The organism is Tessaracoccus coleopterorum, from assembly GCF_011174705.1.
GTDB classification, from domain to species: domain Bacteria; phylum Actinomycetota; class Actinomycetes; order Propionibacteriales; family Propionibacteriaceae; genus Arachnia; species Arachnia coleopterorum.
The window spans coordinates 2729604-2751522 of record NZ_JAANIJ010000001.1 but is presented as its reverse complement, the minus strand read 5'-3'; the positions used below and the strand labels follow the sequence as shown (position 1 = coordinate 2751522).

General features: G+C 68.5%; 18 protein-coding genes and 10 pseudogenes. 14 read left to right on the top strand and 14 right to left on the bottom strand.

Annotated elements, in window-relative coordinates; genetic code table 11:
- Nucleotides 1–146 precede the first annotated feature (146 nt).
- The 4 genes and pseudogenes from G7085_RS17685 to G7085_RS27425 form a co-directional block, all read right to left on the bottom strand.
- A pseudogene (locus G7085_RS17685) lies at nucleotides 147–1358 on the bottom strand (phosphotransferase).
- A pseudogene (locus G7085_RS17680) lies at nucleotides 1351–2677 on the bottom strand (hemolysin family protein). The pseudogenes G7085_RS17685 and G7085_RS17680 overlap by 8 nt, the downstream one beginning before the upstream one ends.
- A gap of 5 nt (nucleotides 2678–2682) precedes the next feature.
- Nucleotides 2683–3215 (bottom strand): annotated as a pseudogene (locus G7085_RS27430) (formyltransferase family protein).
- 16 nt (nucleotides 3216–3231) lie between these two features.
- On the bottom strand, nucleotides 3232–3519 hold the full coding sequence (locus tag G7085_RS27425) for an ACT domain-containing protein (RefSeq protein ID WP_231979664.1): 288 nt from the start codon (nucleotides 3517–3519) through the stop codon (nucleotides 3232–3234).
- Between G7085_RS27425 and G7085_RS35495 the strand changes: the two are divergent.
- Nucleotides 3466–4007: pseudogene (locus G7085_RS35495) on the top strand (DUF485 domain-containing protein). The gene G7085_RS27425 and the pseudogene G7085_RS35495 sit on opposite strands and share 54 nt — an antisense overlap.
- Nucleotides 4004–5517 (top strand): annotated as a pseudogene (locus G7085_RS31000) (solute symporter family protein). The pseudogenes G7085_RS35495 and G7085_RS31000 overlap by 4 nt, the downstream one beginning before the upstream one ends.
- Nucleotides 5518–5777: 260 nt before the next feature.
- Here G7085_RS31000 and G7085_RS17660 read toward each other — a convergent pair.
- The 3 genes and pseudogenes from G7085_RS17660 to G7085_RS17650 form a co-directional block, all read right to left on the bottom strand.
- A pseudogene (locus G7085_RS17660) lies at nucleotides 5778–6781 on the bottom strand (malate dehydrogenase).
- Nucleotides 6782–6835: 54 nt separating this feature from the next.
- Nucleotides 6836–7051, bottom strand: coding sequence for a hypothetical protein (locus tag G7085_RS17655; protein ID WP_197511924.1), 216 nt, complete (start codon nucleotides 7049–7051; stop codon nucleotides 6836–6838).
- The gene (locus G7085_RS17650) at nucleotides 7036–7428 is read right to left on the bottom strand and encodes a vitamin K epoxide reductase family protein (RefSeq protein ID WP_197511923.1); all 393 of its coding nucleotides are present in this window, start codon (nucleotides 7426–7428) and stop codon (nucleotides 7036–7038) included. The genes G7085_RS17655 and G7085_RS17650 overlap by 16 nt, the downstream gene beginning before the upstream one ends.
- Before the next feature lie 180 nt (nucleotides 7429–7608).
- Between G7085_RS17650 and G7085_RS17645 the strand changes: the two genes are divergently transcribed.
- Nucleotides 7609–8772, top strand: coding sequence for a PrsW family intramembrane metalloprotease (locus G7085_RS17645; protein ID WP_197511922.1), 1164 nt, complete (start codon nucleotides 7609–7611; stop codon nucleotides 8770–8772).
- A 36-nt stretch (nucleotides 8773–8808) separates the two neighbouring features.
- Here the strand turns inward: G7085_RS17645 and G7085_RS30995 are convergent, their stop codons facing one another.
- From G7085_RS30995 to G7085_RS35490, 3 genes and pseudogenes are all read right to left on the bottom strand, one after another.
- Nucleotides 8809–9057, bottom strand: coding sequence for a family 4 glycosyl hydrolase (locus tag G7085_RS30995; RefSeq protein ID WP_331715763.1), 249 nt, complete (start codon nucleotides 9055–9057; stop codon nucleotides 8809–8811).
- 25 nt (nucleotides 9058–9082) lie between these two features.
- Nucleotides 9083–10183 (bottom strand): family 4 glycosyl hydrolase, encoded by a 1101-nt coding sequence (locus G7085_RS17640; protein ID WP_269451905.1) that lies wholly within the window; start codon nucleotides 10181–10183, stop codon nucleotides 9083–9085.
- 118 nt (nucleotides 10184–10301) lie between these two features.
- A pseudogene (locus G7085_RS35490) lies at nucleotides 10302–10946 on the bottom strand (DeoR/GlpR family DNA-binding transcription regulator); the annotation flags it as partial.
- Here G7085_RS35490 and G7085_RS27400 point away from each other — a divergent pair.
- The 11 genes from G7085_RS27400 (at nucleotide 10886) to G7085_RS17585 (ending at nucleotide 18562) form a co-directional block, all read left to right on the top strand.
- Nucleotides 10886–11836: an ABC transporter substrate-binding protein gene (locus G7085_RS27400; protein ID WP_231979661.1), complete on the top strand. Its 951-nt coding sequence runs from the start codon at nucleotides 10886–10888 to the stop codon at nucleotides 11834–11836. The pseudogene G7085_RS35490 and the gene G7085_RS27400 overlap by 61 nt on opposite strands.
- Before the next feature lie 16 nt (nucleotides 11837–11852).
- Complete coding sequence (locus G7085_RS27395) at nucleotides 11853–12161, top strand: hypothetical protein (RefSeq protein ID WP_231979660.1); 309 nt, start codon at nucleotides 11853–11855, stop codon at nucleotides 12159–12161.
- Nucleotides 12158–12508 carry a hypothetical protein gene (locus G7085_RS27390; protein ID WP_231979659.1) on the top strand — a complete coding sequence of 117 codons (351 nt, stop codon included), beginning with the start codon at nucleotides 12158–12160 and terminating at the stop codon, nucleotides 12506–12508. Before G7085_RS27395 ends, G7085_RS27390 begins: the two co-directional genes overlap by 4 nt.
- A gap of 199 nt (nucleotides 12509–12707) precedes the next feature.
- Nucleotides 12708–13316 carry a carbohydrate ABC transporter permease gene (locus G7085_RS17620; RefSeq protein WP_197511920.1) on the top strand — a complete coding sequence of 203 codons (609 nt, stop codon included), beginning with the start codon at nucleotides 12708–12710 and terminating at the stop codon, nucleotides 13314–13316.
- Nucleotides 13313–14035, top strand: coding sequence for a carbohydrate ABC transporter permease (locus G7085_RS17615; protein WP_231979658.1), 723 nt, complete (start codon nucleotides 13313–13315; stop codon nucleotides 14033–14035). The genes G7085_RS17620 and G7085_RS17615 overlap by 4 nt, the downstream gene beginning before the upstream one ends.
- 81 nt (nucleotides 14036–14116) lie before the next feature.
- Nucleotides 14117–15274, top strand: a complete 1158-nt coding sequence (locus G7085_RS35485; protein ID WP_231979657.1) for a carbohydrate kinase family protein — start codon at nucleotides 14117–14119, stop codon at nucleotides 15272–15274.
- Nucleotides 15275–15641: 367 nt separating this feature from the next.
- Entirely contained in the window at nucleotides 15642–16130 is a 489-nt protein-coding gene (locus G7085_RS17605; protein ID WP_197511919.1) for a PIG-L family deacetylase, read from the top strand.
- A gap of 76 nt (nucleotides 16131–16206) precedes the next feature.
- Complete coding sequence (locus G7085_RS17600) at nucleotides 16207–16755, top strand: hypothetical protein (RefSeq protein WP_197511918.1); 549 nt, start codon at nucleotides 16207–16209, stop codon at nucleotides 16753–16755.
- 153 nt (nucleotides 16756–16908) lie between these two features.
- A complete protein-coding gene (locus G7085_RS33055) occupies nucleotides 16909–17772 on the top strand; it encodes a sugar-binding protein (RefSeq protein ID WP_197511917.1) in 864 nt (287 codons plus the stop codon).
- Nucleotides 17769–18104, top strand: coding sequence for a sugar-binding protein (locus G7085_RS17590; protein WP_197511916.1), 336 nt, complete (start codon nucleotides 17769–17771; stop codon nucleotides 18102–18104). Before G7085_RS33055 ends, G7085_RS17590 begins: the two co-directional genes overlap by 4 nt.
- Nucleotides 18086–18562: a hypothetical protein gene (locus tag G7085_RS17585; RefSeq protein ID WP_197511915.1), complete on the top strand. Its 477-nt coding sequence runs from the start codon at nucleotides 18086–18088 to the stop codon at nucleotides 18560–18562. The genes G7085_RS17590 and G7085_RS17585 overlap by 19 nt, the downstream gene beginning before the upstream one ends.
- Before the next feature lie 89 nt (nucleotides 18563–18651).
- Here G7085_RS17585 and G7085_RS17580 read toward each other — a convergent pair whose 3' ends face one another.
- From G7085_RS17580 to purN, 4 genes and pseudogenes are all read right to left on the bottom strand, one after another.
- Nucleotides 18652–18942: a DUF3017 domain-containing protein gene (locus tag G7085_RS17580; protein ID WP_197511914.1), complete on the bottom strand. Its 291-nt coding sequence runs from the start codon at nucleotides 18940–18942 to the stop codon at nucleotides 18652–18654.
- Nucleotides 18932–19785: pseudogene (locus tag G7085_RS17575) on the bottom strand (bifunctional methylenetetrahydrofolate dehydrogenase/methenyltetrahydrofolate cyclohydrolase). Before G7085_RS17575 ends, G7085_RS17580 begins: the two are co-directional and overlap by 11 nt.
- 11 nt (nucleotides 19786–19796) lie before the next feature.
- Nucleotides 19797–21437 (bottom strand): annotated as a pseudogene (gene purH, locus G7085_RS17570) (bifunctional phosphoribosylaminoimidazolecarboxamide formyltransferase/IMP cyclohydrolase).
- Nucleotides 21346–21918, bottom strand: a pseudogene (gene purN / locus G7085_RS17565) (phosphoribosylglycinamide formyltransferase). The pseudogenes purH and purN overlap by 92 nt, the downstream one beginning before the upstream one ends.
- Nucleotide 21919 lies beyond the last annotated feature (1 nt).

Below are 21919 nucleotides of genomic sequence, written 5' to 3'. Positions count from 1 at the left end.
AGATGACGTTGGCAACAGTGACCCTACCTGTGGGCCCGCGCAACGCACATCGGAGGACAGAAAGTTATGAACCTGAAATAATAGGCAGACGAATTTCAGTTTCGTCGACGATCCCAGTGGATGAGATTCGGCCTCGTTGAGATCACTCAGGAAGTCGTCACCTGGCGCACCAGGGCACCCGCCGAGCGGACCATCGCGATCGTCTGCTGCCGCCAGTCGATCTCCTGGCTCCGGTAGGGCCCGGTGGCAAGCGAGATGACCACCGCAGCGGCCCGCAGTCTCAACTCAACGGGGTCGACCCTGCGATCGAACACCGGCACCCAACGGGCGAGCAGGTCGCGGACCTTGGCCTCCTGTTGCGGGTTCATCCGCTGGATGGTCGACAGGTGCCCGATCAGGCAGGCGAGGTCGTCGGCGCGGCGGCCCGGGCCGATGGTGTCGACATCCAGCACGCCGACGATACGGCCCCTGCCACCCGCAACTGCCCTCGTGGAAGTCACCGTGGGTCGGCTCGTTCCCGGGCGGGAAGACCGCGAGCCCCGCGGCGATGCGTGACGACTGCCATGTGAGTTCGTCGGCAAGTTCGGGGAGGGTCGCCGACACCATCCGTGCATAGTGCGCCACCGCATCGGACCACGGGGTCGTCGCTCGAGCGACGCGACCGCCGGCGGCATGGCGTCGAGGAGCGCTATCAGGTCCTCCGCGATGCACGGGTCCCCGGCTCGAACAGCGCCCTCGCGAGCGCCATGCCCGGCAGTTCACGGGTGACGAGCAGGTGGTCGGGCGTGGTCAGCGCCACCTCGGGCGCGGGGAGACCCGCCTGTCGCAGCAGCAGGTGCTTGTGGTGGATCTCCGAGAACACCCGTTCCCGGAGCACCTTGACGTAGAACACCTCGCGTGGGTCGTTGACGACCACCTTCACCACCGCGCGCCGTCGGGGGCGGTAGGCGATCATCGACAGCGACAGTTGCCCGGCCGTGACGGGGCGCGCAAGCACCGCCCCGCATTGAGCGTCTCGGCCATCTGGTCGGGGAAGGCCGCGCGGGGCAGACCGAGCAGGTCGGGGTCGTTGGGGTAGAGCCACACCGCCACCTTGCGGTGCCCGTCCTCGAAGATCAGCGCCCGGCCGTCGGTCGGCAGCAGTTCCCCGTGCGCGCCGAGACGCCGAGCAGCTCGGTCCTGTCCCCGTGCGGCCAGCGCACCATCGCGACATACGTGGCGGTGGTCGAATGCTCGGGCGCGGCGTCGACATGGTCGAGCGACCAGCTCTGCAGCACGCCACCCTGATGCTCGACGGCCGCCCGCAGGAGGGGCTCGACCTCGGGTCCGGTGAGCAGCCTCGCACCGTCGTCAGGCATCGGGCTCCCCCTCCACAACCGCCTCGCGGCGCAGCGTGAACCAGGCGGCACGCCTGCCCTCGACGGCGCTCACGCGCAGGGTGAACCGCGCGTGCGGGCCCTCCGGGTCGCGCTCCGGCGGAAGGCTGAAGGAGACCGTGTCCCCGGCGACGGGCACCCTGCCGGACTCCGCCATGAAGTAGCCGGCGACGGTGTCGTAGGGCCCCTCCGGCATCATGAAGCCGGTGAGCTCGGCGAACTCCTCGATGGTGGTGAGGCCGTCGATCTCGTTCACCTCGCGGCGCGCGGCGTCGGCATCGACGTCGTACTCGTCGGTGATGTCGCCGATCAGCTCCTCGAGGAGGTCCTCGATCGTGACGATGCCTGCGGTGCCGCCGTACTCGTCGCGCACGATGGCCATGTGCGAGCGGGCGCCGCGCATCACGCTCAGCGCATGCAGGATCCTGACCGTCTCCGGAAGGAACAGCACGTCACGGGCGAGCGAGCGGACATCGCCCTTGCGGGCCGCGCCCTCGACGTCCATCAGGTCCCGCACGTGGATGAAACCGACGATGCTGTCGGTCGATCCGTCGGTGACCGGATACCTGGAACGCGGGCACCCCGAACCTCCCGGTAGGCCAGCCCGATGGGCATGTCGGCGGGCAGGAAGTCGACCTCGGTGCGGGGCACCATCACCTCGCGCAGCGACCGTTCCCCCGCCACGAACACCTCGTCGAGGATCGTCCGCTCCTCGAGGCCGAGCGTCGACGAGTTCGAGACCATGACGCGCAACTCCTCGTCGGTCACCTCGTCGCGCGCCAGCTCCGGATCCCCACCCAGCAGCCGGACCAGGAAGTTGGTGGACACGTCGAGGAACCAGATCAGCGGGCGGGCGAGCGTCGCGATGCCCGACACCAGAGGCGCGAGGCCCAGCGCGAACGACTCGGCCCGCTGCATCGCGAGCCGCTTGGCCGTCAGCTCGCCGATCACGATGGAGAAGTAGGAGATGATGCCCGTCACCACGACGAGCGCCACCGGGCGTGCGAAGGCCGCGGGCACCCCCACGCCACGAGGACCGGCGAGAGCTGGTCGGCGATCGTCGCTCCACCGAAGGCGGCGGACAGCATCCCGGAGACGGTCACGCCGATCTGCACGGCGGAGAGGAACAGGTTGGGGTTGCCGGTGAGGCGCTCGATCGCCCTTCCGCGGCTACCCTTCGTGGCGAGTTGCCGCACCTGGCTCTCGCGCAGCGTGACGAGCGCCATCTCCGCGGCGGCGAAGGTGCCGCCGATCAGGATGAACACGAAGATCAGCGCGATGTCGCTCCACACGGGTGGCATGCCCCCTATCGGAAGATGACGGTGCGGTCACCGTCGGTGAGCACGCGGTGCTCCGCAAACAGCCGGACCGCCTCGGCCAACGTCTGGGACTCCTGTGCCTGGCCCTTGCGCATCAGCTTGGCCACGCTCATGGAGTGGTCGACCCGCACCACGTTCTGCTCGATGATCGGGCCCTCGTCGAGATCGCTGGTCACGAAGTGCGCGGTGGCGCCGATCAGCTTCACGCCGCGGGTGTGGGCCTGCCGGTAGGGTTCGCACCCTTGAAGCCGGGCAGGAAGGAGTGGTGGATGTTGATGGCGCGCCAGGCCAGGAACTCGCACAGCTCAGGGCTGAGGATCTGCATGTAGCGGGCGAGGACCACCAGCTCGATGTCCTGCTCCTCGACGACCCTGCGCACCTCCGCCTCGAACTCCTGCTTCGTCTCGGGCTGACCTGGCGGCTCTCGAACGGCACGCCGTAGAACTGGGCCATCGGCGCGAGCACGTCGTGGTTGGCCATGATGCCGACGACGTCGATCGGCAGTTCGCCGCCCTGCCACCGGAACAGCAGGTCGTTCAGGGCATGTCCGGCCTTCGAGGCGAGCATGAGCGTGCGCACGGGTCGCTCGGCGTCGTCGACGCGCAGGTGCGCGCCGAACCGCTGGGTCGCCTGCCGGATGCCGGCCTCCAGCGGAGCCTTCTCGGAGCCCTCCACCTCGATGCGGGTGAAGAAGTGCCCGAGTCGGGCGACGAGAACTGCTGCAGCTCCGTGATGTTGCCGCCGAAGGCGATGATGGCCCCCGTGATGGCATGCACGATGCCGGGGCGGTCAGGGCAGTCGAGGGTCACGACGAGTTGCGACATGGGCGCAATGCTAGCGGCACCAGCGCGTTGGCCGTTCGGCCACCGGAACGCGCAAATCGGTCGCAATCGGCCGAATCGGCCGCGATAGGGTTAATGTCTCGCATGCGCAGCGTCGCGCAGCACAGGAAAGAGACCACACATGTCCGATCACAGCGTGGGCGGTTCCGAGCCCCCATCAGCGCAGCCGAGTTCCACAGGGTCCAGCAGTCCAAGGACTTCGCCGAACTCAAGCGTCGGTTCCGCTCCTTCGCCTTCCCGATGACCGCCGTCTTCCTCGCCTGGTACCTCTTCTATGTCCTCGGCTCGATCTTCGCGAGGGACCTCATGATGACCCCGTCATCGGGGAGGTCACCTTCGGCCTGCTTCTCGGCATCGGCCAGTTCATCAGCACCTTCGTCATCACCGGCCTGTATGTCTGGCACGCCAACAAGCGGGTCGATCCGATCGCCGAGCAGATCCGCACCGAGCTTGAGGAGGGACGGGCATGATCGAACTCCTCGAGACCCGCCTGGGCAACCCCGTCCTGAACATCAGCATCTTCGCCGGTTTCGTCGTTTTCACCATGTTCGTGGTGATCCGTGTGACCCGCGGCGGGAAGAAGACGGCGGGTGACTTCTACACCGGTGGCGCCCGTTTCGACGGCAGGCAGAACGGGTTCGCCATCGCCGGCGACTACCTGTCGGCCGCCTCGTTCCTCGGCATCGTCGGCGCCGTCGCCCTCTACGGCTACGACGGCCTGCTCTACTCCGTCGGCTTCCTCGTGGCCTGGCTCGTCGCGCTGCTGCTCGTGGCGGAGCCGCTGCGCAACACGGGCAAGTACACGATGGCCGACGTGCTCAGCTTCCGGATGCGGCAGAAGCCCGTGCGCCTCGCGGCCGCGATCTCGACGCTCGCCGTCTCCCTGTTCTACCTCCTGGCCCAGATGGCGGGCGCCGGCGCGCTCGTGTCGCTCCTGCTCGGTATCTCATCGCCCATCGGCCAGAACATCGTCATCGCCATCGTGGGCCTGCTGATGGTGGGCTACGTCCTCATCGGAGGCATGAAGGGCACGACGTGGGTGCAGATCATCAAGGCGATCCTGCTGATCCTCGGCGCGGCCGTGATGACGATCTGGGTGCTCGCCATGGTCGGCTTCAACTTCTCCGAACTGCTCACCCAGGCGATGGCCACGACGAAGGCCGACGGCTCGGAGATCAACCTGCTCGCCCCGATGGAGCGGTACAAGGATCCGCTGGCGCTGGTGTCACTCGGCATCGCGCTCGTGCTCGGCGCCTCCGGCCTTCCCCATGTGCTGATGCGTTTCTACACGGTGCCCACCGCGAAGGAGGCCCGCCGCTCGGTGACCTGGGCCATCGGGCTCATCGGCGGGTTCTACCTGTTCACGATGGTGCTCGGGTACGGCGCGGCCTGGCTGGTCGGCCCGGAGGCCATCAAGGACATGCCGGGTGGCGCGAACGCGGCCGCCCCGCCCTCGCCTACGAACTGGGTGGCACCGTCCTGATGGCGGTCATCGCGGGAGTCGCGTTCGCCACGATCCTCGCCGTCGTGGCGGGCCTCACCATCACCGCGTCAGCCTCGTTCGCGCACGACATCTACAACTCCGTGCTGCGCGACGGTAAGGCTTCGCCGGAGAAGGAGGTGAAGGTCGCGCGGGCCACGTCGGTCACGATCGGCCTGCTCGCCATCGTCGGCGGCATCGTCGCCAACGGGCAGAACATCGCCTTCCTGGTGGCGCTCGCCTTCGCGGTGGCCGCGTCGGCGAACCTGCCGTCGATCCTGTACTCGCTGTACTGGCGTCGGTTCTCCACCGCCGGCGCCGTCTGGTCGATCTTCGGCGGCCTCATCACCGCCGTTGTCCTGATCGTCTTCTCCCCGCCGTGTCCGGCACGCCGTCGTCGATGTTCCCCAACGCGGACTTCGCCTGGTTCCCGATCGACAGCCCCGCGATCGTGTCGGTGCCGGTCGGCTTCTTCCTCGGTTGGCTCGGTTCGGTGCTGAAGCCCGACGGCGACGCCTACGCCGATCAGGCGGCCGAGATGGAGGTCCGGTCGATGACCGGCGCAGGCGCCGAGGGCGCCCTCGACCACTGAGTCGCTGCAGAGCGAGGCGGCCCGCCCCTTCGGGGCGGGCCGCCTGCGTGCGGTGGGTTGGGACCGGCTCAGATGAGACCGGAGGTACTCAGATGAGACCGGAGGTACTCAGATGAGACCGGAGGTACTCAGATGAGACCGGAGGTACTCAGATGAGACCGGAGGTACTCAGATGAGGCCGAGTTCGGTGACCGCGTTGCGCTCGTCGACCAGCTCGGCGACCGAGGCGTCGATCTTCGCTCGCGAGAAGTCGTTCAGCTCGAGGCCCTGGACGATCTCGTACCTGCCATCCTTGACGATGCAGGGGAACGAGGAGATGAGCCCCTCCGGCACGCCGTAGGAACCATCGGACGGCACGGCCATCGAGACCCAGTCACCGTCGGGGTGCCGAGGACCCAGTCGCGCATGTGCTCGACGGTGGCGTTGGCTGCCGAGGCCGCGGACGACAGACCACGGGCCTCGATGATGGCGGCGCCGCGCTTGGCGACCGTCGGGATGAACGTGTCGGCGATCCAGGCCTGGTCCGCGACCTTCTCGGCGGCGTTCTCGCCGTTGACGAGCGCGTTGAACAGGTCGGGGTACTGCGTGGCCGAGTGGTTGCCCCAGATGGTCATGTGCTTGACGTCGGTGACGGGCACGCCCACCTTCGCGGCCAACTGGTAGATGGCGCGGTTGTGGTCGAGGCGGGTCAGCGCGTTGAACCGCTCGGCCGGGATGTCGGGGGCGTTCTTCATGGCGATCAGCGCATTGGTGTTCGCCGGGTTGCCGGTCACCAGCACCTTGACATCGTCGGCGGCCACGTCGCCCAGGGCCTTACCCTGCGCGGTGAAGATCGCTCCGTTGGCCGAGAGAAGGTCGCCGCGCTCCATCCCTGCCTTGCGGGGCATGGCGCCGACGAGCATGGCGAGGTTCACCCCGTCGAAGACCTTGCGCGGGTCGTCGCCGATCTCGATGTTGACGACGTTGCCGAACGCGCAGTCGTTGAGCTCCATGACCACACCCTCGAGCGCCTTCAGCGCGGGCGTGATCTCGAGGAGACGCAACTCGATGGGACGGTCGCCGAGCAGCGAACCGCTGGCGATGCGGAACAGCAGGCTGTAGCAGATCTGACCTGCCGCGCCGGTGACGGCGATCTTGACGGGAGCCTCAGTGCTCACTTCATTTCCTCTCATAGGTCCTGTGCGAAGGACTTTACCCCAGGGGTCGGGGCGGCCTGCAGGGCATGGTCAGAACAGCCGGAAACCCCACTTGAGCACCTCGAGGAGCACGACGATCACGAGCCACACCATCAGGATGATGGTGAGCCAACCGCCGCGCGCGAAGCCGCGCAGCTTCTCCTGGACGGCGGGAGGGGCGTAGATGTTGCCCTCGAGCATGTTCCAGTGCGTCATGGAGAAGAACACGAAGGTCGTAGCCAGCGTGACGGTCAGGCACCAGGGCACAGTGCCCCGATCACGAAGGTCGACTGGAACAGCAGCCAGTAGGCGAAGATGACGCCGAGCAGGTACACGACGTTCGCGGTGAACATGAACCACTTCGGGAACCGCACCCGGCACAGCGACGCGACGGCGATCGTCATCACCACCGGCTCGGAGATCAGGCCGAGGAACGCGTTGGGGAACCCGAAGACGTTGGCCTGCGGAGTGGACCCCACCTTGGCGCAGTCGAAGATCGCGTTGATCGAGCAGGCGAGGACGGCGTCCGGGTCGGCCGCGAGGATCAGCGCATCGTAGGCGAGGACGAACGAGGCGATCAGACTGATGGTCGCGAACACGAGCATCTCGCCGAAGAGGATGTAGCGGGACCGGTCGGACGGCATCGGGCGTTCGTCGCCCCGGCCCGTCGTCGCAGCACCGGACCGGGGGTGGCAGATGACATGGCGCAATCCTAGTGGGCCCGTTGCGCCGCTCAAACGTGGCATCGACCGGCCGTAGGCTGTGCCGCGTGACTCACCCGTACCAGCCGGTCCCGCCCCGCAAGGGCCACCTTCCGTGCCGTCATGGGCACCGCCCCGCGGGTTGCGCCACGACGCAAGGCACAGGCGTTCGTCGTCCCGCTGATCGCTGTGATCCTGGGCGCGCTCGGCACGCTGATCGGAATGCTCGTCGTGCTCGACCGGCCGCCCGTGGCCTCGTTCCTCTCGGTGAGCGTGTTCTCCCTGGTGGCGCTGCTCGGCGTGTGGTTCCTGACCTGGCTCGACCGGTGGGAGCCCGAGCCGCCGCTCTTCACGGTCGGCGCGTTCCTCTGGGGCGCGGGCGTGTCCGCGCTGATCAGCGGCATCGTCAACACCGTGTACCTCGCCGCCACCGGCGACATGGAGGCGACGGCCATGTATTCGGCACCCTTCATCGAGGAGACGACAAAGGCGCTGTTCCTCGTGCTGGTGCTGCTCACCTCCAGGAGGGGCCGGGCGGAGTTCAACTCGCTCACCGACGCCATCGTCTACGGCGGCATGGTCGGGCTCGGGTTCTCCTGGATCGAGAACATCGGATACGCGCTGCAACCCGGGACGGTCGGCGAGAGCCTGCAGATGATCGTCGTGCGGCTGCTGCTGGTCGCGTTCCTCCACCCGATGCTGACCATCGTCGTCTCGATCGGCATCTGGCTCGGGCTCAACGTCCGCGGCGCCATGCGAATTGTGTTCCCCTTCGCGTTCTGGTGCCTGGCGGTCGCGCTGCACTTCCTGCACAACGCATCAACCACACTGTTCGGCGGCTCCGGGTTCCTGATGACCGCGGGCATCGAGGTGCTCCTCTTCACCGGGCTGATCGTCATCGGGGTGAGTTCACGCAACTGGGAGCGGGCAACGGTGCGCGAGCAGTTGCCGGTCATGGTGCACCTCGGCTGGCTCACCCCGTTCGAGGCGGGATGGCTCGCCGACCTCGGCGCGAGGAAGGCGGTGCTGGCGGAGGCGGGTCCCGCGAGGGCGCAGCTCACCGGGTTCGTCCAGAACACGACCGAGCTTGCGCTGCTGCGGGGACGGCTCGGCCGGGACCGCTCGGGCCAGCCGCCATCCGAGTGGCTGCAGCTGCACCGAGAACTGGTCGGTCTCATCATCGCCCAGCGTGGCGAGGTCGACCGCGCCCTCGGACCGTCGCCGTCATGGCGGCCCGTTGCGGGCCGCCCCGGCGACAACTTCGGGACCTATCCGCACCGCTCCTGACGGAGGCACCGTCAGCCCGCCGGAGAGACCCGATCCCTACCTCTCCCGAGGAAAGATCTCCCTCAGCTGCGGGTGCGCCTCGAGGTAGCCGTCGAGGAGCTGGCGCCCCAGCCGCGGCGAGTCGACGAGCGGGTGCAGCGAGAACCCGACCCACGCCAGCTCCTCGTTTCCCGAGGCGGCGGCGTCGGCGATCGCCTGCTCGGAGCCGCGCAGCCGCGCCATGATGCCGAGCTCCCGCAGCCCGAGCGGGGCCACCGGGATGGGGTGGATACCGTCGCCGTCCACGATGCAGCCAACCTCGACGACGACGTCATCTGGAAACTCCGGGATCACCGCGGATGGGTGCCCCGTTGCCGACGTCGAGGATCATGCGCTCGGGTCGGCCGGTCGCGAGCGCGTTCATCAGCCGCAGCGCGACCTCCTGGTAGCCGCCGCCGGCGATGTCCTCCTCGCGGCGCTCCTCATCCCCGTCCCGCGACTCTGCCATGTAGGTGGACTCCCGCTCATGCAGGGCCTCGCGCCAGGCGTCCAGCGGGGAGCCTGCCTCCTCCACCATGCGGTAGAAGTCGGCCTGCTGCCGCGCCAGGTACTCGCCGCGGGTCTCGTCGGCGGCCAGGATGTTCTGGATCGCCTCCTCGGTCCTCCAGTAGTAGTAGAGGTACTCGTTGGGGAGCGACCCCATCGCCTTCACGAAGTCCTTGCCTACGACGCGCGCCTCCTCGATCTGATCGAGCAGGGCGTCATCGCAGAGCACGCGCGGCAGCGCCTCCTCGCCGTCGATGGTCACCGACCGCAGCCAGCCGAGGTGGTTCAGGCCCACGTAGTCGTAGTCGACGCGGCTGTGCTCCCGCTCGAGCGAGACGCCGAGGACGCGGGAGACGCGGCGCACCAGCCCGATGGGCGTGTCGCAGATCCCGACGACGCGGTCGCCGAGGAACTCGCGCATTGCCTGGGTGACGATGCCGGCGGGGTTGGTGAAGTTGATGGTCCAGGCGTCGGGAGCGACCCTGGCGATCGTCCGGGCCACCTCGCGCATCACGGGGATGGTGCGCAGCGCGTAGGCGAGGCCGCCGGGACCGATGGTCTCCTGGCCGAGCAGCCCGAGGTCGAGCGCGACCTTCTCGTCGCGGATCCGGCCCTCGGTGCCGCCGACGCGGATGGCGCTGAACACGAAGTCGGCGCCCTGCAGCGCCTCCGCGAGGTCGGTCGAATAGCCGACGCGGGGCGGGTCGTCGAAGTCGGCCGCGTGCCGGTCGATCACGCTCGCGATGGCCTCGAGCCGCGCGGACGAGTTGTCGTGCAGCACGATCTCGTCGATGGCCACTGAGCCCTCGCCGAGGACGTTGGACGCGACGGCGTCGTAGATGAGCGGGACGCGGAAGCCCCCGCCTCCCAGGATCACGAGTTTCATGGGACGAGGACCTCCAAGGTGGATGAGGGCGGAAGGATGAGTTGTTCCGGGGAAAGGGACGGTCGGTGATCAGTCCCGTGAAGGCCTCGATGTTGTTCACCTCGAGGAACCCGACGCCCGGGAACTTGGCGTGGTCGACCAGCAGCCATTTCGCGGAGGCGATGTCCATCATGGCCCGCTTGATGGGGACCTCACTGGGTGTCGAGTCGACGACGGAACCGTCGGGGCGCACACCGGCTCCTCCGAGGAAGGCGATGTCGACCCGCACCTGGCGCAGGCACGACTCGGTCAGCACACCGACCATCGACTCGTAGTTGGGGCGCAGGACACCGCCCATCACCACCAGGTCCACACCGGGCGCGTCGGCCAGCGAACGCACCACCGCGAGCGAAGCGGTCACGACCGTGATCTCCCGGGTGCGCAGGTACTGGCACATGGCGTGCACCGTGGTTCCGATGTCGAGGGCGATGACGTCGCCGTCATTGACGAGCCGCGCCGCGGCGCGGGCGATGGCCTGCTTCTCGGCGGGCTCCTGCGTCGCCACCACATTGAAGGCCGCCGCGTCGGCCTCGGCGCGCACGTTGCGGGGTCGACAGGCACCTCCCCGGACACGGTCCACAAGACCGCTCCCGGCGAGTTGGTCCAGGTCACGACGCACGGTCGCCTCGGACACACCAAGCATCTTTGCCAGCTCCGGAACGGATGCCGACCCCTGCTGGTACACGAGTTCGACCGTCCGTCGCTGACGGACATCGGTCAGCATGCGTCGACCTTATCAGCGTTTTTGAAGCAAGATGGACAAAGTTCGAGCACAATCCGCCAATTCATGGCAGAATCAAGCCACCAGAGTCGTCAAGGAGGACCACCCATGTCATCTCGTCCGTTTACCCGCCGCAGCTTCGTGCTCGGCGTGGCCGGCGTGGCAGGCGCAGGCGCCCTGTCCGCCTGCGCGCCCGGAGAGAGCGCCCCTACCCCGGGCGCAACCAACAGCCCGACCGCCCCGCAGCGTCACAGGACCCGGGTGCACTGGGCGACATCACGCTCGTCGTCTGGGACCAGGAGGTCCGCGGCAGCCAGAACGACGCGCTCGAGGCGCTGAACAAGGCGTTCCAGGAGAAGTACCCCAACATCAAGATCGAACGCAAGAGCCAGTCGTTCGACGACCTCAAGGCGCAGGTGTCGCTCGCCCTCAGCGGCAACGACGTGCCTGACGTCGTGCAGGTCAACAACGCGCGCGCCGACATGGGCCAGTTCGTCAAGGCCGGCCAGCTCGCCGACCTGTCCGCCTACGCGACGCAGTTCGGCTGGGAGGATCGTTTCCCCACCTCCGTCCTGTCGAAGGTGCGCTACAGCGCCGACGGCAAGACGTTCGGCGAGGGCAACCTCTACGGCCTGCCCCAGACCGGCGAGGTCGTCGGCATCTACTACTCGCAGAAGAAGCTCGACGCACTGGGCATCAAGGTGCCGACCACGTGGGACGAGTACTTCTCCCAGCTCGACGCCGCGCTGGCAAAGGGCGAGCAGCCCATGATCCTCGGCAACATCGACAAGTGGCCCGCGCTGCACGTCTTCGGCCCCTCCAGGCCAACTACGTCGACCCGGCGGACGTCGTCAAGCTGGGCATGGGCAACGCGGGGCCTCCTGGCTGAGTGACGGAAACAAGGCCGCCATGCAGAAGTTCGCCGACTGGGGCTCGAAGGGCTACTTCGGTTCCTCGCCGAACGGCACCGACTACGACGCGGCCTGGAACGAGTTCACCAAGGGCACCGGCGTGTTCCTGCCTGGCGGCTCGTGGCTCGGCACCGACATGGAGAAGGTCATGGGCGACGACCTGCGGTTCATGGCCCGCCGCCCGCGATCGACGGCAAGCTCGCCACCACCGGCGGCACCGGCATCCCGTTCTCGATCCCGGCAAAGGCGAAGAACACGGCGGCAGCCGCGGCCTACATCGACTTCATCACGACGTCGGAGGCCATGAAGCTGATCGCCCAGAACGGCGGGTTCCCCGTCCTCGACACCGCGGCCCTCGCCCCGGCGAGCGGCGTCAACAAGGACATCTTCGAGGCCTTCGACAAGGTCTCGCAGGAGGGCACCCTGCTCCCCTACCTCGACTACGCGACGCCGACCTTCTCGGACACCGCGGGCCAGGGCCTCCAGGAGGTGCTCGGCGGTCAGAGGACCCCGAGCAGGTGCTCGGTGACTTCGAGGCCGACTACAAGGGGTTCACGGATAGTGAGCGACGCGGCGCGGAAGCGACGGGGATCGCCCTCGGCAGTGGTCCGGGGCGGTTCACGCCGTACCTCTATCTGTTACCGGCATTTCTGATCTACGCAGGGTTCCTGCTCTACCCGCTGCTGCGGGCCGCGCAGTTCTCCCTGTACGACTGGCCGGGCTTCGGCCCATCGACCTTCGTGGGGTTCGACAATTACGTCGCCCTGTTGGACGACCGCCGCTTCATCGCCGCCGTCACACACGCCCTCATCCTGATCATCTTCTACTCGGTCCTGCCCTGATCGTCGGGCTGGTGCTCGCCGCCATCCTGCGGAGGGGCAGGTCAAGGGCTCGGTTTCTTCCGCGCCGTCATCTTCATGCCACAGGTGATCGCCCTGGTGGTCGTCGCGGTCGCCTGGTACCAGATCTACGCGCCGAACGGTTTCCTGAACGCGGCCCTCAAGGCGATCGGCCTCGAGAGCGTGACACGGGTTGGCTCGGTGACCCGATCTTCGCGCTCCCCGCGGTCGGCATGGTGGGCTTCTGGCTCCAGACCGGTCTCGTGATGCTCCTGCTGCTCGCGGGGATGGGCCGCATCCCGAACGACCTCTACGAGGCCGCGCGCCTCGACGGAGCAGGCCCGATCTCCGAGTTCTTCGCCATCACGCTTCCCTCCGTGAAGGCCGAGATCACCACCGCGCTGGTACTGACGATCATCTCGGCACTCAAGACGTTCGACCTGGTCTACGTGACCACCGGTGGCGGCCCGGGCACGGCGACCACCGTGCCCAGCTACGAGGTCTACAACCGGGCCTTCAACCTGAAGGAGGTCGGCTCGGCTTCCGCGGTCGCCGTGGTTCTGACCCTCCTGGTGTTCCTGATCAACGTGGTCGTGTCCCGGATCGGGGAGGAGAAGCGATGAAGGTCTCGACCGGTGAGAAGACGCTCAACTACGTCATCTTGTCCCTGTTCGCCCTGTACGCGATCACCCCGATCCTCACGATCGCCATCACCGCGGTGCGCCCCGCCATCGGCGTCACCGAAGGCGGCCTCCACTTCGAGAACTTCGTCGAGGCCTGGCAGCTGGGCAGGTTCGGCCCCGCGCTGCTGAACTCCCTGCTAGTCGCCATCCTGGTGGTCAGCGTGGCGCTGACCCTGTCGATCCTCGCTGGCTACGCCTTCGGCACCATGAAGTTCCGCGGCTCGACGCTGCTGTTCTACCTCTTCCTGCTCGGCATGATGGTGCCTGCCGAGGCCATCGTGATCCCGCTGTTCTTCGACCTGCGCTCGCTCGGGCTGACCGACACGATCTGGGCGGTAGCGCTCCCGCAGATCGCCCAGTCCGTCGCATTCGGCACGTTCTGGATGCGGAGCCAGTTCCGGGCGATGCCACCCAACCTGGTGGAGGCGGCCGCGATCGACGGAACGAGCGGGTTCGGCACCCTGCGGCGCATCATGCTCCCACCCGCCCTGCCGTCCGTGGCGACGGTCGCCGTGTTGATGTTCATGTGGACGTGGAACGAGTTCCTCATCCCGCTGATCATGAGCCCGTCCGGGGTGTGGCGCACCGCACCGCTCGGCCTTTCCATCTTCAAGGGTCAGTACACCGCCGACCATGCCCTGCTCTCCGCGGCGGCGTGATCATCGCGGCCCCGATCATCGTGGCGTTCCTCTTCCTGCAGCGCTACTTCATCAACGGCATGCTCGAGGGGCTGCGAAGGAATGACCGGACACCACGATCACGAACACGATGACATCCAGTGCGAGGAGTGCTGGACCTGGGATCCGCTTGCCGCGACCCGTACCGGGTCGGAGCCACCGCTGGACGTCCTGACGACCGGCCCGCTGTTCTTCGACCTCATCTTCTCGGGCCTGCCGCGGCTTCCCGAGCCGGGCGAGGAGTTGTACTCGACCGGCATGGGATCGTGCCCCGGCGGGATCGCGAACCTCGCAACGGCCACGGCACGCCTCGGCCTGCGCACCGGGCTGGTGACGGGCTTCGGCGACGACGCCTACGCGGACTGGATGTGGGATGTGCTCTCCGAGGATGAACACATCGACCTGTCCGCGTCGCGCCGCTTCGACAACTTCCACTCGGCGATCACCGTCTCGATGGCCTTCCGGGGCGACCGCGGCATGGTCACACACGCCCACGGGTTGCCCGAATCGCTGGAGGACGCCCTGCTGGCCGCTCCGCAGGCCCGTGCGGCCGCCATCGACCTGAACTCCGAGGGCCCGCACTGGCGCACCCTCAGCGAGCGGGGCACGCTCCTGTTCGCCGACATCGGCTTCGACGAGACCGGCGAGTGGGACCAGGCGAGGCTCGCCCCTCTGGAGTTCTGCCACGCATTCACGCCCAACGCGGTCGAGGCGATGGCCTACACGCGCACCGAACGACCCACCGACGCAGTCCGCAAACTGGCCGAGCGGGTACCGCTCGCCGTTGTCACCGACGGCGTCGGGGCAGCTTCGCGATCGACGGCACCACGGGTGAGGAGGCCTACTGCCCGTCCGTCCCCGTCGAGGCGATCGATCCGACCGGCGCCGGCGACGTGTTCGCCGCCTCCATCGTGCTCGGCACGCTCGCCAGGTGGCCCTGGAGATGAGGCTCCGCTTCGCTTCGCTCAGCGCCTCGATGGCGGTTCGCCGCTTCGGGGCTCACTCGCGGCCCCGGGCTGGGGCGACATCGCCGACTGGTGGCGCGACGTGTCCAAGCGGGCCACCGATGGCGACCTCCGTGCGGCCTACATCGCACGCGACTACGCCTTCCTCGCCGACCTGATCCCCACCCACGAGGTGCACGGGGTGCGTCGCGCCGAGGGCACCTTCGCGCTCGCCTCCCACCTCGGCTACCGACGCGGACGGCCAGAGGGCGCCTGAGGGGAACCCCCTGGCCGCGGGGCGCAACCGTCCCCGCCGACCCGCCCCGCGCGACCGTTCAGCCGGGGCGGGCCTTGTCGCGCACGGCCCCGCATGCGGCTCTGCGACCATGACGCGCCGGAGGCCGTCAACGCAGCGCCTGTCAGGCACCGGTGCCTGACCGAACCCCACTCCGACAAGGCATAACACTTTTTCAATCAAATCCGTGCAAACCATTGCTTTGTCATGCATGCCCAGCCTAGGGTGAACACGTCCAAGACAGGCTGAAGCGGACGATGCAGTCCGGGTTCGGAAGGGTGGATCCATCCATGCAGAAACACTCACAGGGCAGGCGTCTCCTCGCCCTCGTAGGGCCATCGGGCTCGGATTGTCGCTGGCCCTGCCGGCGACCGCCGACCAGGCCGCAACAACCGGCAGCTCGGTCTCAACCGAGGCTCCGGCCACCAAGATCAACGTGATGGGCCTCTGGGCGCATCCCGACGACGACGCGAGCTTCATCACACCGTGCGGCGTCTGGCAGGACAGGTACGACATCTCCTGCGGCATCATCATGCTCACCCGCGGTGAGGGCGGATCCAACTCGGTCGGCAGTGAGGCCGGTCCCGCCCTCGGCCTGCGACGCGAGAATGAGGACCGCGCCTCCCACTACCGTTCCGGCACCGTCGACATCTACAACATCGATGCCGTCGACTTCTTCTACAACACCAGCGCCGCGCTGACGGAGGAGCTGTGGGGCTCCGAGCGCATCCAGCGCCAGGTGGTCCGCGTGATCCGCGAGACCCGCCCCGACGTCCTCGTCGGCTTCTCCCCTCCATGGCCGTCGGCCACGGCAACCACCAGTACGCCGGGCGCGTGATCTGGGAGGCCTCCGCCATGGCGGCCGACCCGACGAAGTTCCCGGAGCAACTGGTCGGCCCCGACGCGGTGCAGCCGTGGCAGGTCAAGACGATCACCTCGGGGCATCCACGACCGGCACCGGAGGAAGCACCACGACGCCCGACTGCCAGACGGGCTTCGTGCCCGCCGCCAACAACCCGTACACGGTGGTCGGCACCTGGAGCGGCTACGACTCACCGTACAAGTGGCTCGACGGCAACATCCAGGGGCTGCCTGCGGGAAGCCCGATGACCTGGGCGCAGGTGGGCCGTGAGGGCTTCATGGCCCACGCGACCCAGGCCCGGCCCAAGTTCACCGGCGTCTACGCACCCCAGTGCCTGCGCTACGGCATCGCCCAGTCGAACGTCCCGTTCCAGCCCAACGGCTCCGCTGCCAACGGCAAGGATGAGGCCATCCTCTACGGCGCGGTGCTGCCCGACCCGGGTGGCATGCCGCTCGGCTCCACGTACAAGCTGAGCGTCGACGACTACTTCCAGGCGCCCGGCGTACCCTTCGACGTCACCGTCAGCGCACGCTCCGGCGCGGGGACCATCCCGCCGGTCAGGTCACCCTCGGCCTGCCGCCGGCTGGACCGTCTCCGGTGACGCGACGCTTGGGCCTATCACCGCTGGCAGCACCGCGAGCGTCACCCTGTCGGTCACCCTGACGCCGACCTCGCACTGCTTCCCATCAGCGCCCAGTTCGACAACGGCTCCGTCACCGCCTACACCGACACCCGCGTCGAGGTCGTCGCTGGCGTGGAGGGCCGCTTCCAGCGCTGGGGCAACTTCTCCGAGTACGACGACTGGGCGGCCCAGTTCACCCAGGTCGGCGGCCGGTCCGCCGCCGTGACCAAGATCGGCGCGGGCGAGTCCATCACCGTGCCCGTCGTGGTCAGCAACCGCACCGAGGCGACCCAGTCCGGCGACGTCACCCTGACGCTGCCCGCAGGCATGACCGCGGACGCGACGACGAAGGCCTACACCGGCCTCGCCGCCGGGCAGAGCACCACGGTCGACTTCGTGATCACCCACACAAACCCCGCCGATCTGGGCGGCATCGTCGCCAACATGGCGATCACCACCACGGCGGCAGGATCGACCAGCACTGAGACCCTCGGGTTGTACGTCGTGCCCACCACCGTGATCCCACAGTCCGCGACCGCGCCGACGGTCGACGGCATGCCCGATGCCTCCTACGGTCCCGAGCTGAACATCGGTCGCCGCTGGGAGGGAGCGGTCTGCAACCCTGACGGCACCGACTGCGGCGCGGGCAGCACGCTGCGCATGTCGTGGAACGGTGACGACCTGTACGTCATCGCGAAGGTGGTCGACGACAAGGTGAGCGCCGCGGCGCCGCCGGAGCGGTGCTTCGGTCACTGGCTCGTCGACTCCGTCGAGGTGCTGCTGGATCCCGTCGGCGGGTCGCGCGACACGTCGACGACGTTCAAGTCGGGCATCATGCCGTACACGACCGACCCGGGCAACACCGCGGGCAACGGCGTGGACGGCCCTGCTGGAGCCGCGACGCGGACAACCACCAGGGCTTCTCGTCGGGGCCGCTCGCAGCGACCATCGAAGACGCCCCCAACTCGCCCGGGCAGCAGGTCGCCGTCCAGGTGACCCGCAACGCGGACGGCACCTACGCAGGCGGTAGCTACACCATCGAGACGAAGATCCCGTTGGCCAACCTGCCCGCCGCGGTCGTCACCGGCACCGCCCCGACGGGCGTGCAGGCGACCAACGACGTCGACCCGGACTACCTGGGCCTGAACGTCACGCCGTACGACTCCGACGTCGACACCTACATCGGAAAGACCCGCACCGCATGGTCGCCGTTCGGCAGCCAGCAGTCCGAGCCCTACCGCTGGGGTCACGCGTACCTCGACGGCTACACGGCCCGGCCGACCGCTCGACGACCCCGGCCACGCCGATCGTGCCCGACACCGCGCTGAGCGGGGTGGAGTCGCCGCAGACGATCTTCCAGTCGGCCACCAGGGGCGTCCCGATCTCCGGCCTCGAGCCGAACCGGGCGCTCACCGTCAGCAACCTGAAGGTCAACCCGGCACAGGCGATGTTCGACCTGCGCGCAACCGAGGCGGGGACCCTGCGGGTCTTCGCATGGCACGGCGACTTCGGCATGGTCCCGGTGTGGGTCAGCAGCTGCGCGGGCGACACGCTCGGCTTCTCCACCTGTTCGCCGGACGACATCACCGCGGCCCCGTGGGGCGACGACATGGGCGGCCACCTGCTGGCGAGCCTCACCCAGAACGTCAGGACGGGCAACTCCAAGGTCCACTTCAAGCTGTCGAAGCAGGCCTCGGCGGCCCTGCGCGACGGTGGATCGCTCGTCATGTCCTGGCAGGCCGGAAGCGGCGGCGTCAACGCCTGGTACCTGCCGGTCGGGGGCTGATCACCCCTCCGGCAGCAGACACGGGAGGCCCCGTCGCATCGCGACGGGCCTCTCCCCTTTTTCTCTTACGTCTCCGCTGGGGCCGGGCGTCAGTCGGCGGGCACGATGACCGCGACGGCCGAGGTCGCCACGGCGAGCACCGCCATCACCGTCACGTCGATCCACCGGCGCCGGATCACCAGCAGGCCTGCGATGCGCCGTGGCAGCATCAGGCGCAGCAGGGCGCCGAGCAGCAGGGCCGCGGCCGCCATCAGCGAGGCCGTCCGCCAGTGGCCGAGCACCGCCGCGCCCACCCCAGCGAGCAGGACCCCCACGACCGCCACCAGCGGCCACGGGTTCAGCGGATACGACTCCGCCGGCTTGTCGGGTCTATCGGCCATCGAGGATTTCAGCCCTGTCAACCACGTTGCTGAGCAGCATGGCCCGTGTCATGGGACCGACCCCGCCGGGGTTCGGCGTGACCCAGGCAGCCTTCTCCCAGACGTCCGGGGCCAGGTCTCCGACCGTCTTCCCGTCGACCCGGCTGACCCCCACATCGACGAGCGCGGCGCCCTCGCGGATCATGTCGGCCGTGATCATGTGGGGCACGCCTGCCGCCGCCACCACGATGTCGGCCTCCCGCGTGTGTGCCGCGAGATCGCGGGTTCCGGTGTGGCAGAGGGTGACGGTGGCGTTCTCGCTGCGCCGGGTGAGGATGAGGCCGAGTGGACGCCCGACGGTGATGCCGCGGCCGACCACGACCACCTCCGCGCCCTTCAGCGGCACACCGTGACGGCGGAGGAGCTCGACGATGCCACGCGGGGTGCAGGGGAGCGTCGCCGGCTCGTTCAGCACGAGCCGGCCGAGGTTGATCGGATGCAGCCCGTCGGCGTCCTTGTCGGGGTCGATCAGGCTCAGCGCCCAGTTCTCGTCCAGGTGGCGCGGGATCGGCAGCTGCACGATGTAGCCGGTGCAGGCGGGGTCGGCGTTCAGCCCCCGATCGCCTCACGCAGCTGGTCGGCCGTGGCGTCGCCGGGCAGCTCGACCTGGATCGACTCGATGCCGACCTCGTTGCAGTCGCGGTGCTTCATCCGGACGTAGTTCTGGCTTGCCGGGTCGCTCCCCACCAGGACGGTGGCGAGGCCGGGAACGACCCCCCTTGCGCGGAGCGCCGCGACGCGGGCCGTGAGTTCGGACTTGATCGCGGCGGCGGTGGCCTTGCCGTCGAGCCTGCTTGCGGTCATGCGTCAGCTCCTCAGTGGAAGAAGTGGCGGGTGCCGGTGAAGTACATCGTGCTCCCGCCGCCTTCACGGCGTCGACGACCTCCTGGTCGCGCACCGACCCGCCGGGCTGGACGATGGCGCGCACCCCGGCGTCGAGCAGGACCTGCGGTCCGTCGGCGAACGGGAAGAACGCGTCCGAGGCGGCAACCGATCCCTGGCCCTCTCACCCGCACGGTCGACGGCGAGGTGGCAGGAATCGACACGGTTGACCTGGCCCATGCCCACGCCGACGGAGGCACCGTCGTGCGCGAGCAGGATGGCGTTGGACTTGACGGCGCGCACCGCGCGCCAGGCGAAGGTGAGGTCCGCGAGCGTGGCCCCGTCGACCGCCTCACCGGCGGCGAGCGTCCAGTTGGCCGGGTCATCACCGTCGGCGTCGATCGCGTCGCTGTGCTGCAGCAGCATGCCGCCGTCGATCTGGCGCAGCGAGATGCCGGCGTTGGTGGCGTCGGGCGCGACCAGGATGCGGATGTTCTTCTTGCGCTGCAGCACCTCGACGGCGCCGTCCTCGTACCCGGGGCGACGATCACCTCGGTGAAGATCTCGGCGACCTGCTCGGCCATGGCGACGGTGACGGCGCGGTTGGCCGCAATCACGCCTCCGAAGGCGGAGACGGGGTCGCAGGCGTGGGCCTTGCGGTGCGCCTCCGCGACGTCGGCGCCCACCGCGATGCCGCAGGGGTTGGCGTGCTTGATGATGGCGACGGCGGGCCGGCGAAGTCGTAGGCGGCGCGGCGGGCCGCGTCGGCGTCGACATAGTTGTTGTAACTCATCTCCTTGCCGTGGAGCTGGGTGGCCTCCGCCAACCCGGCGGGCATGCCGTTGCTGCGGTAGACCGCGGCCCCTGGTGCGAGTTCTCGCCGTAGCGCAGGTCGTTGACCTTGCGCCACGTGCCGCCGACCCAGGCCGGGAACCCGGTGCCGTCGGAGGAATCGGTGAGCACGTTGCCCATCCAGCTGGCGACGGCGACGTCGTAGGTGGCCGTGTGCACGAACGCGGCGGCGGCGAGTTCCTTGCGCTGCTGCAGCGTGAAACCGCCTGCGGCGAGCGCGTCGCGCAGCCCCGGTACTGGTCAGCCGAGGTGATGACGGCCACCGACGGGTGGTTCTTGGCCGCGGCCCGCACCATGGTCGGCCCGCCGATGTCGATCTGCTCGACGCACTCGTCCTCGGTGGCGCCCGAGGCGACGGTGGCCTCGAAGGGGTACAGGTTGGTGATCACGAGGTCGAACGGGGCGATCCCGAGCTCGTCGAGCTGGTTGCGGTGGCTCTCAAGGCGGCGGTCCGCGAGGATGCCGGCGTGCACCATGGGGTGGAGGGTCTTGACCCGGCCGTCGAGACACTCCGGGAAGCCGGTGACGGCCTCGACCGGGGTGACAGGCACGCCGGCCTCGGCGAGCTTTGCGGCGGTGGAGCCCGTGGAGACGATCTCCACACCCGCGGCGGCGAGGTCGCGGCCGAGTTCGAGGAGCCCGGTCTTGTCGTAGACGGAGACGAGCGCTCGGCGCAGGGGATCAGATCGGTCACTGGTGTTCCTTCTTCCATTCGGAGACGGCCTGGATGAGGAGGCGGCGTTCCACCACCTTGATGCGCTCGTGGAGGGACGAGACGTCATCTTCGGGCAACACGTCGACGGCCCCTGGAGCAGAATCCTACCGGTGTCGACGCCTGCGTCGACCACGAAGACGGTGGCCCGGACACCTTCACCCCTGCCCGGAGCGCGTCACGCGGGCCGTGCATGCCGGGGAAGCTGGGCAGCAGCGCGGGTGGGTGTTGATGGTGCGGCCGCCGAAGCGATCGAGGAACGCGTCGCCCACCAACTTCATGAAGCCGGCCGAGGCGACCAGATCCGGCTCGAATTCGGCGACGATGTCGGTCAGTCGACGGTCCCAGGCTGCCCGGTCGCCGCCCTTCCCGAGGGGGTGGGCGATGGCCGGGATCCCGTGGGTGCGGGCACGTTCCAGACCCTGCGCCGACGGCTGATCGGACACGACGGCCACGACCTCCGCATCCACCCCGCCTGCGTCGATCGCGTCGAGGAGAGCCTGGAAGAGAGTGCCCGAGCCGGAGAGCAGAACGACGACCTTGGTTTTCACT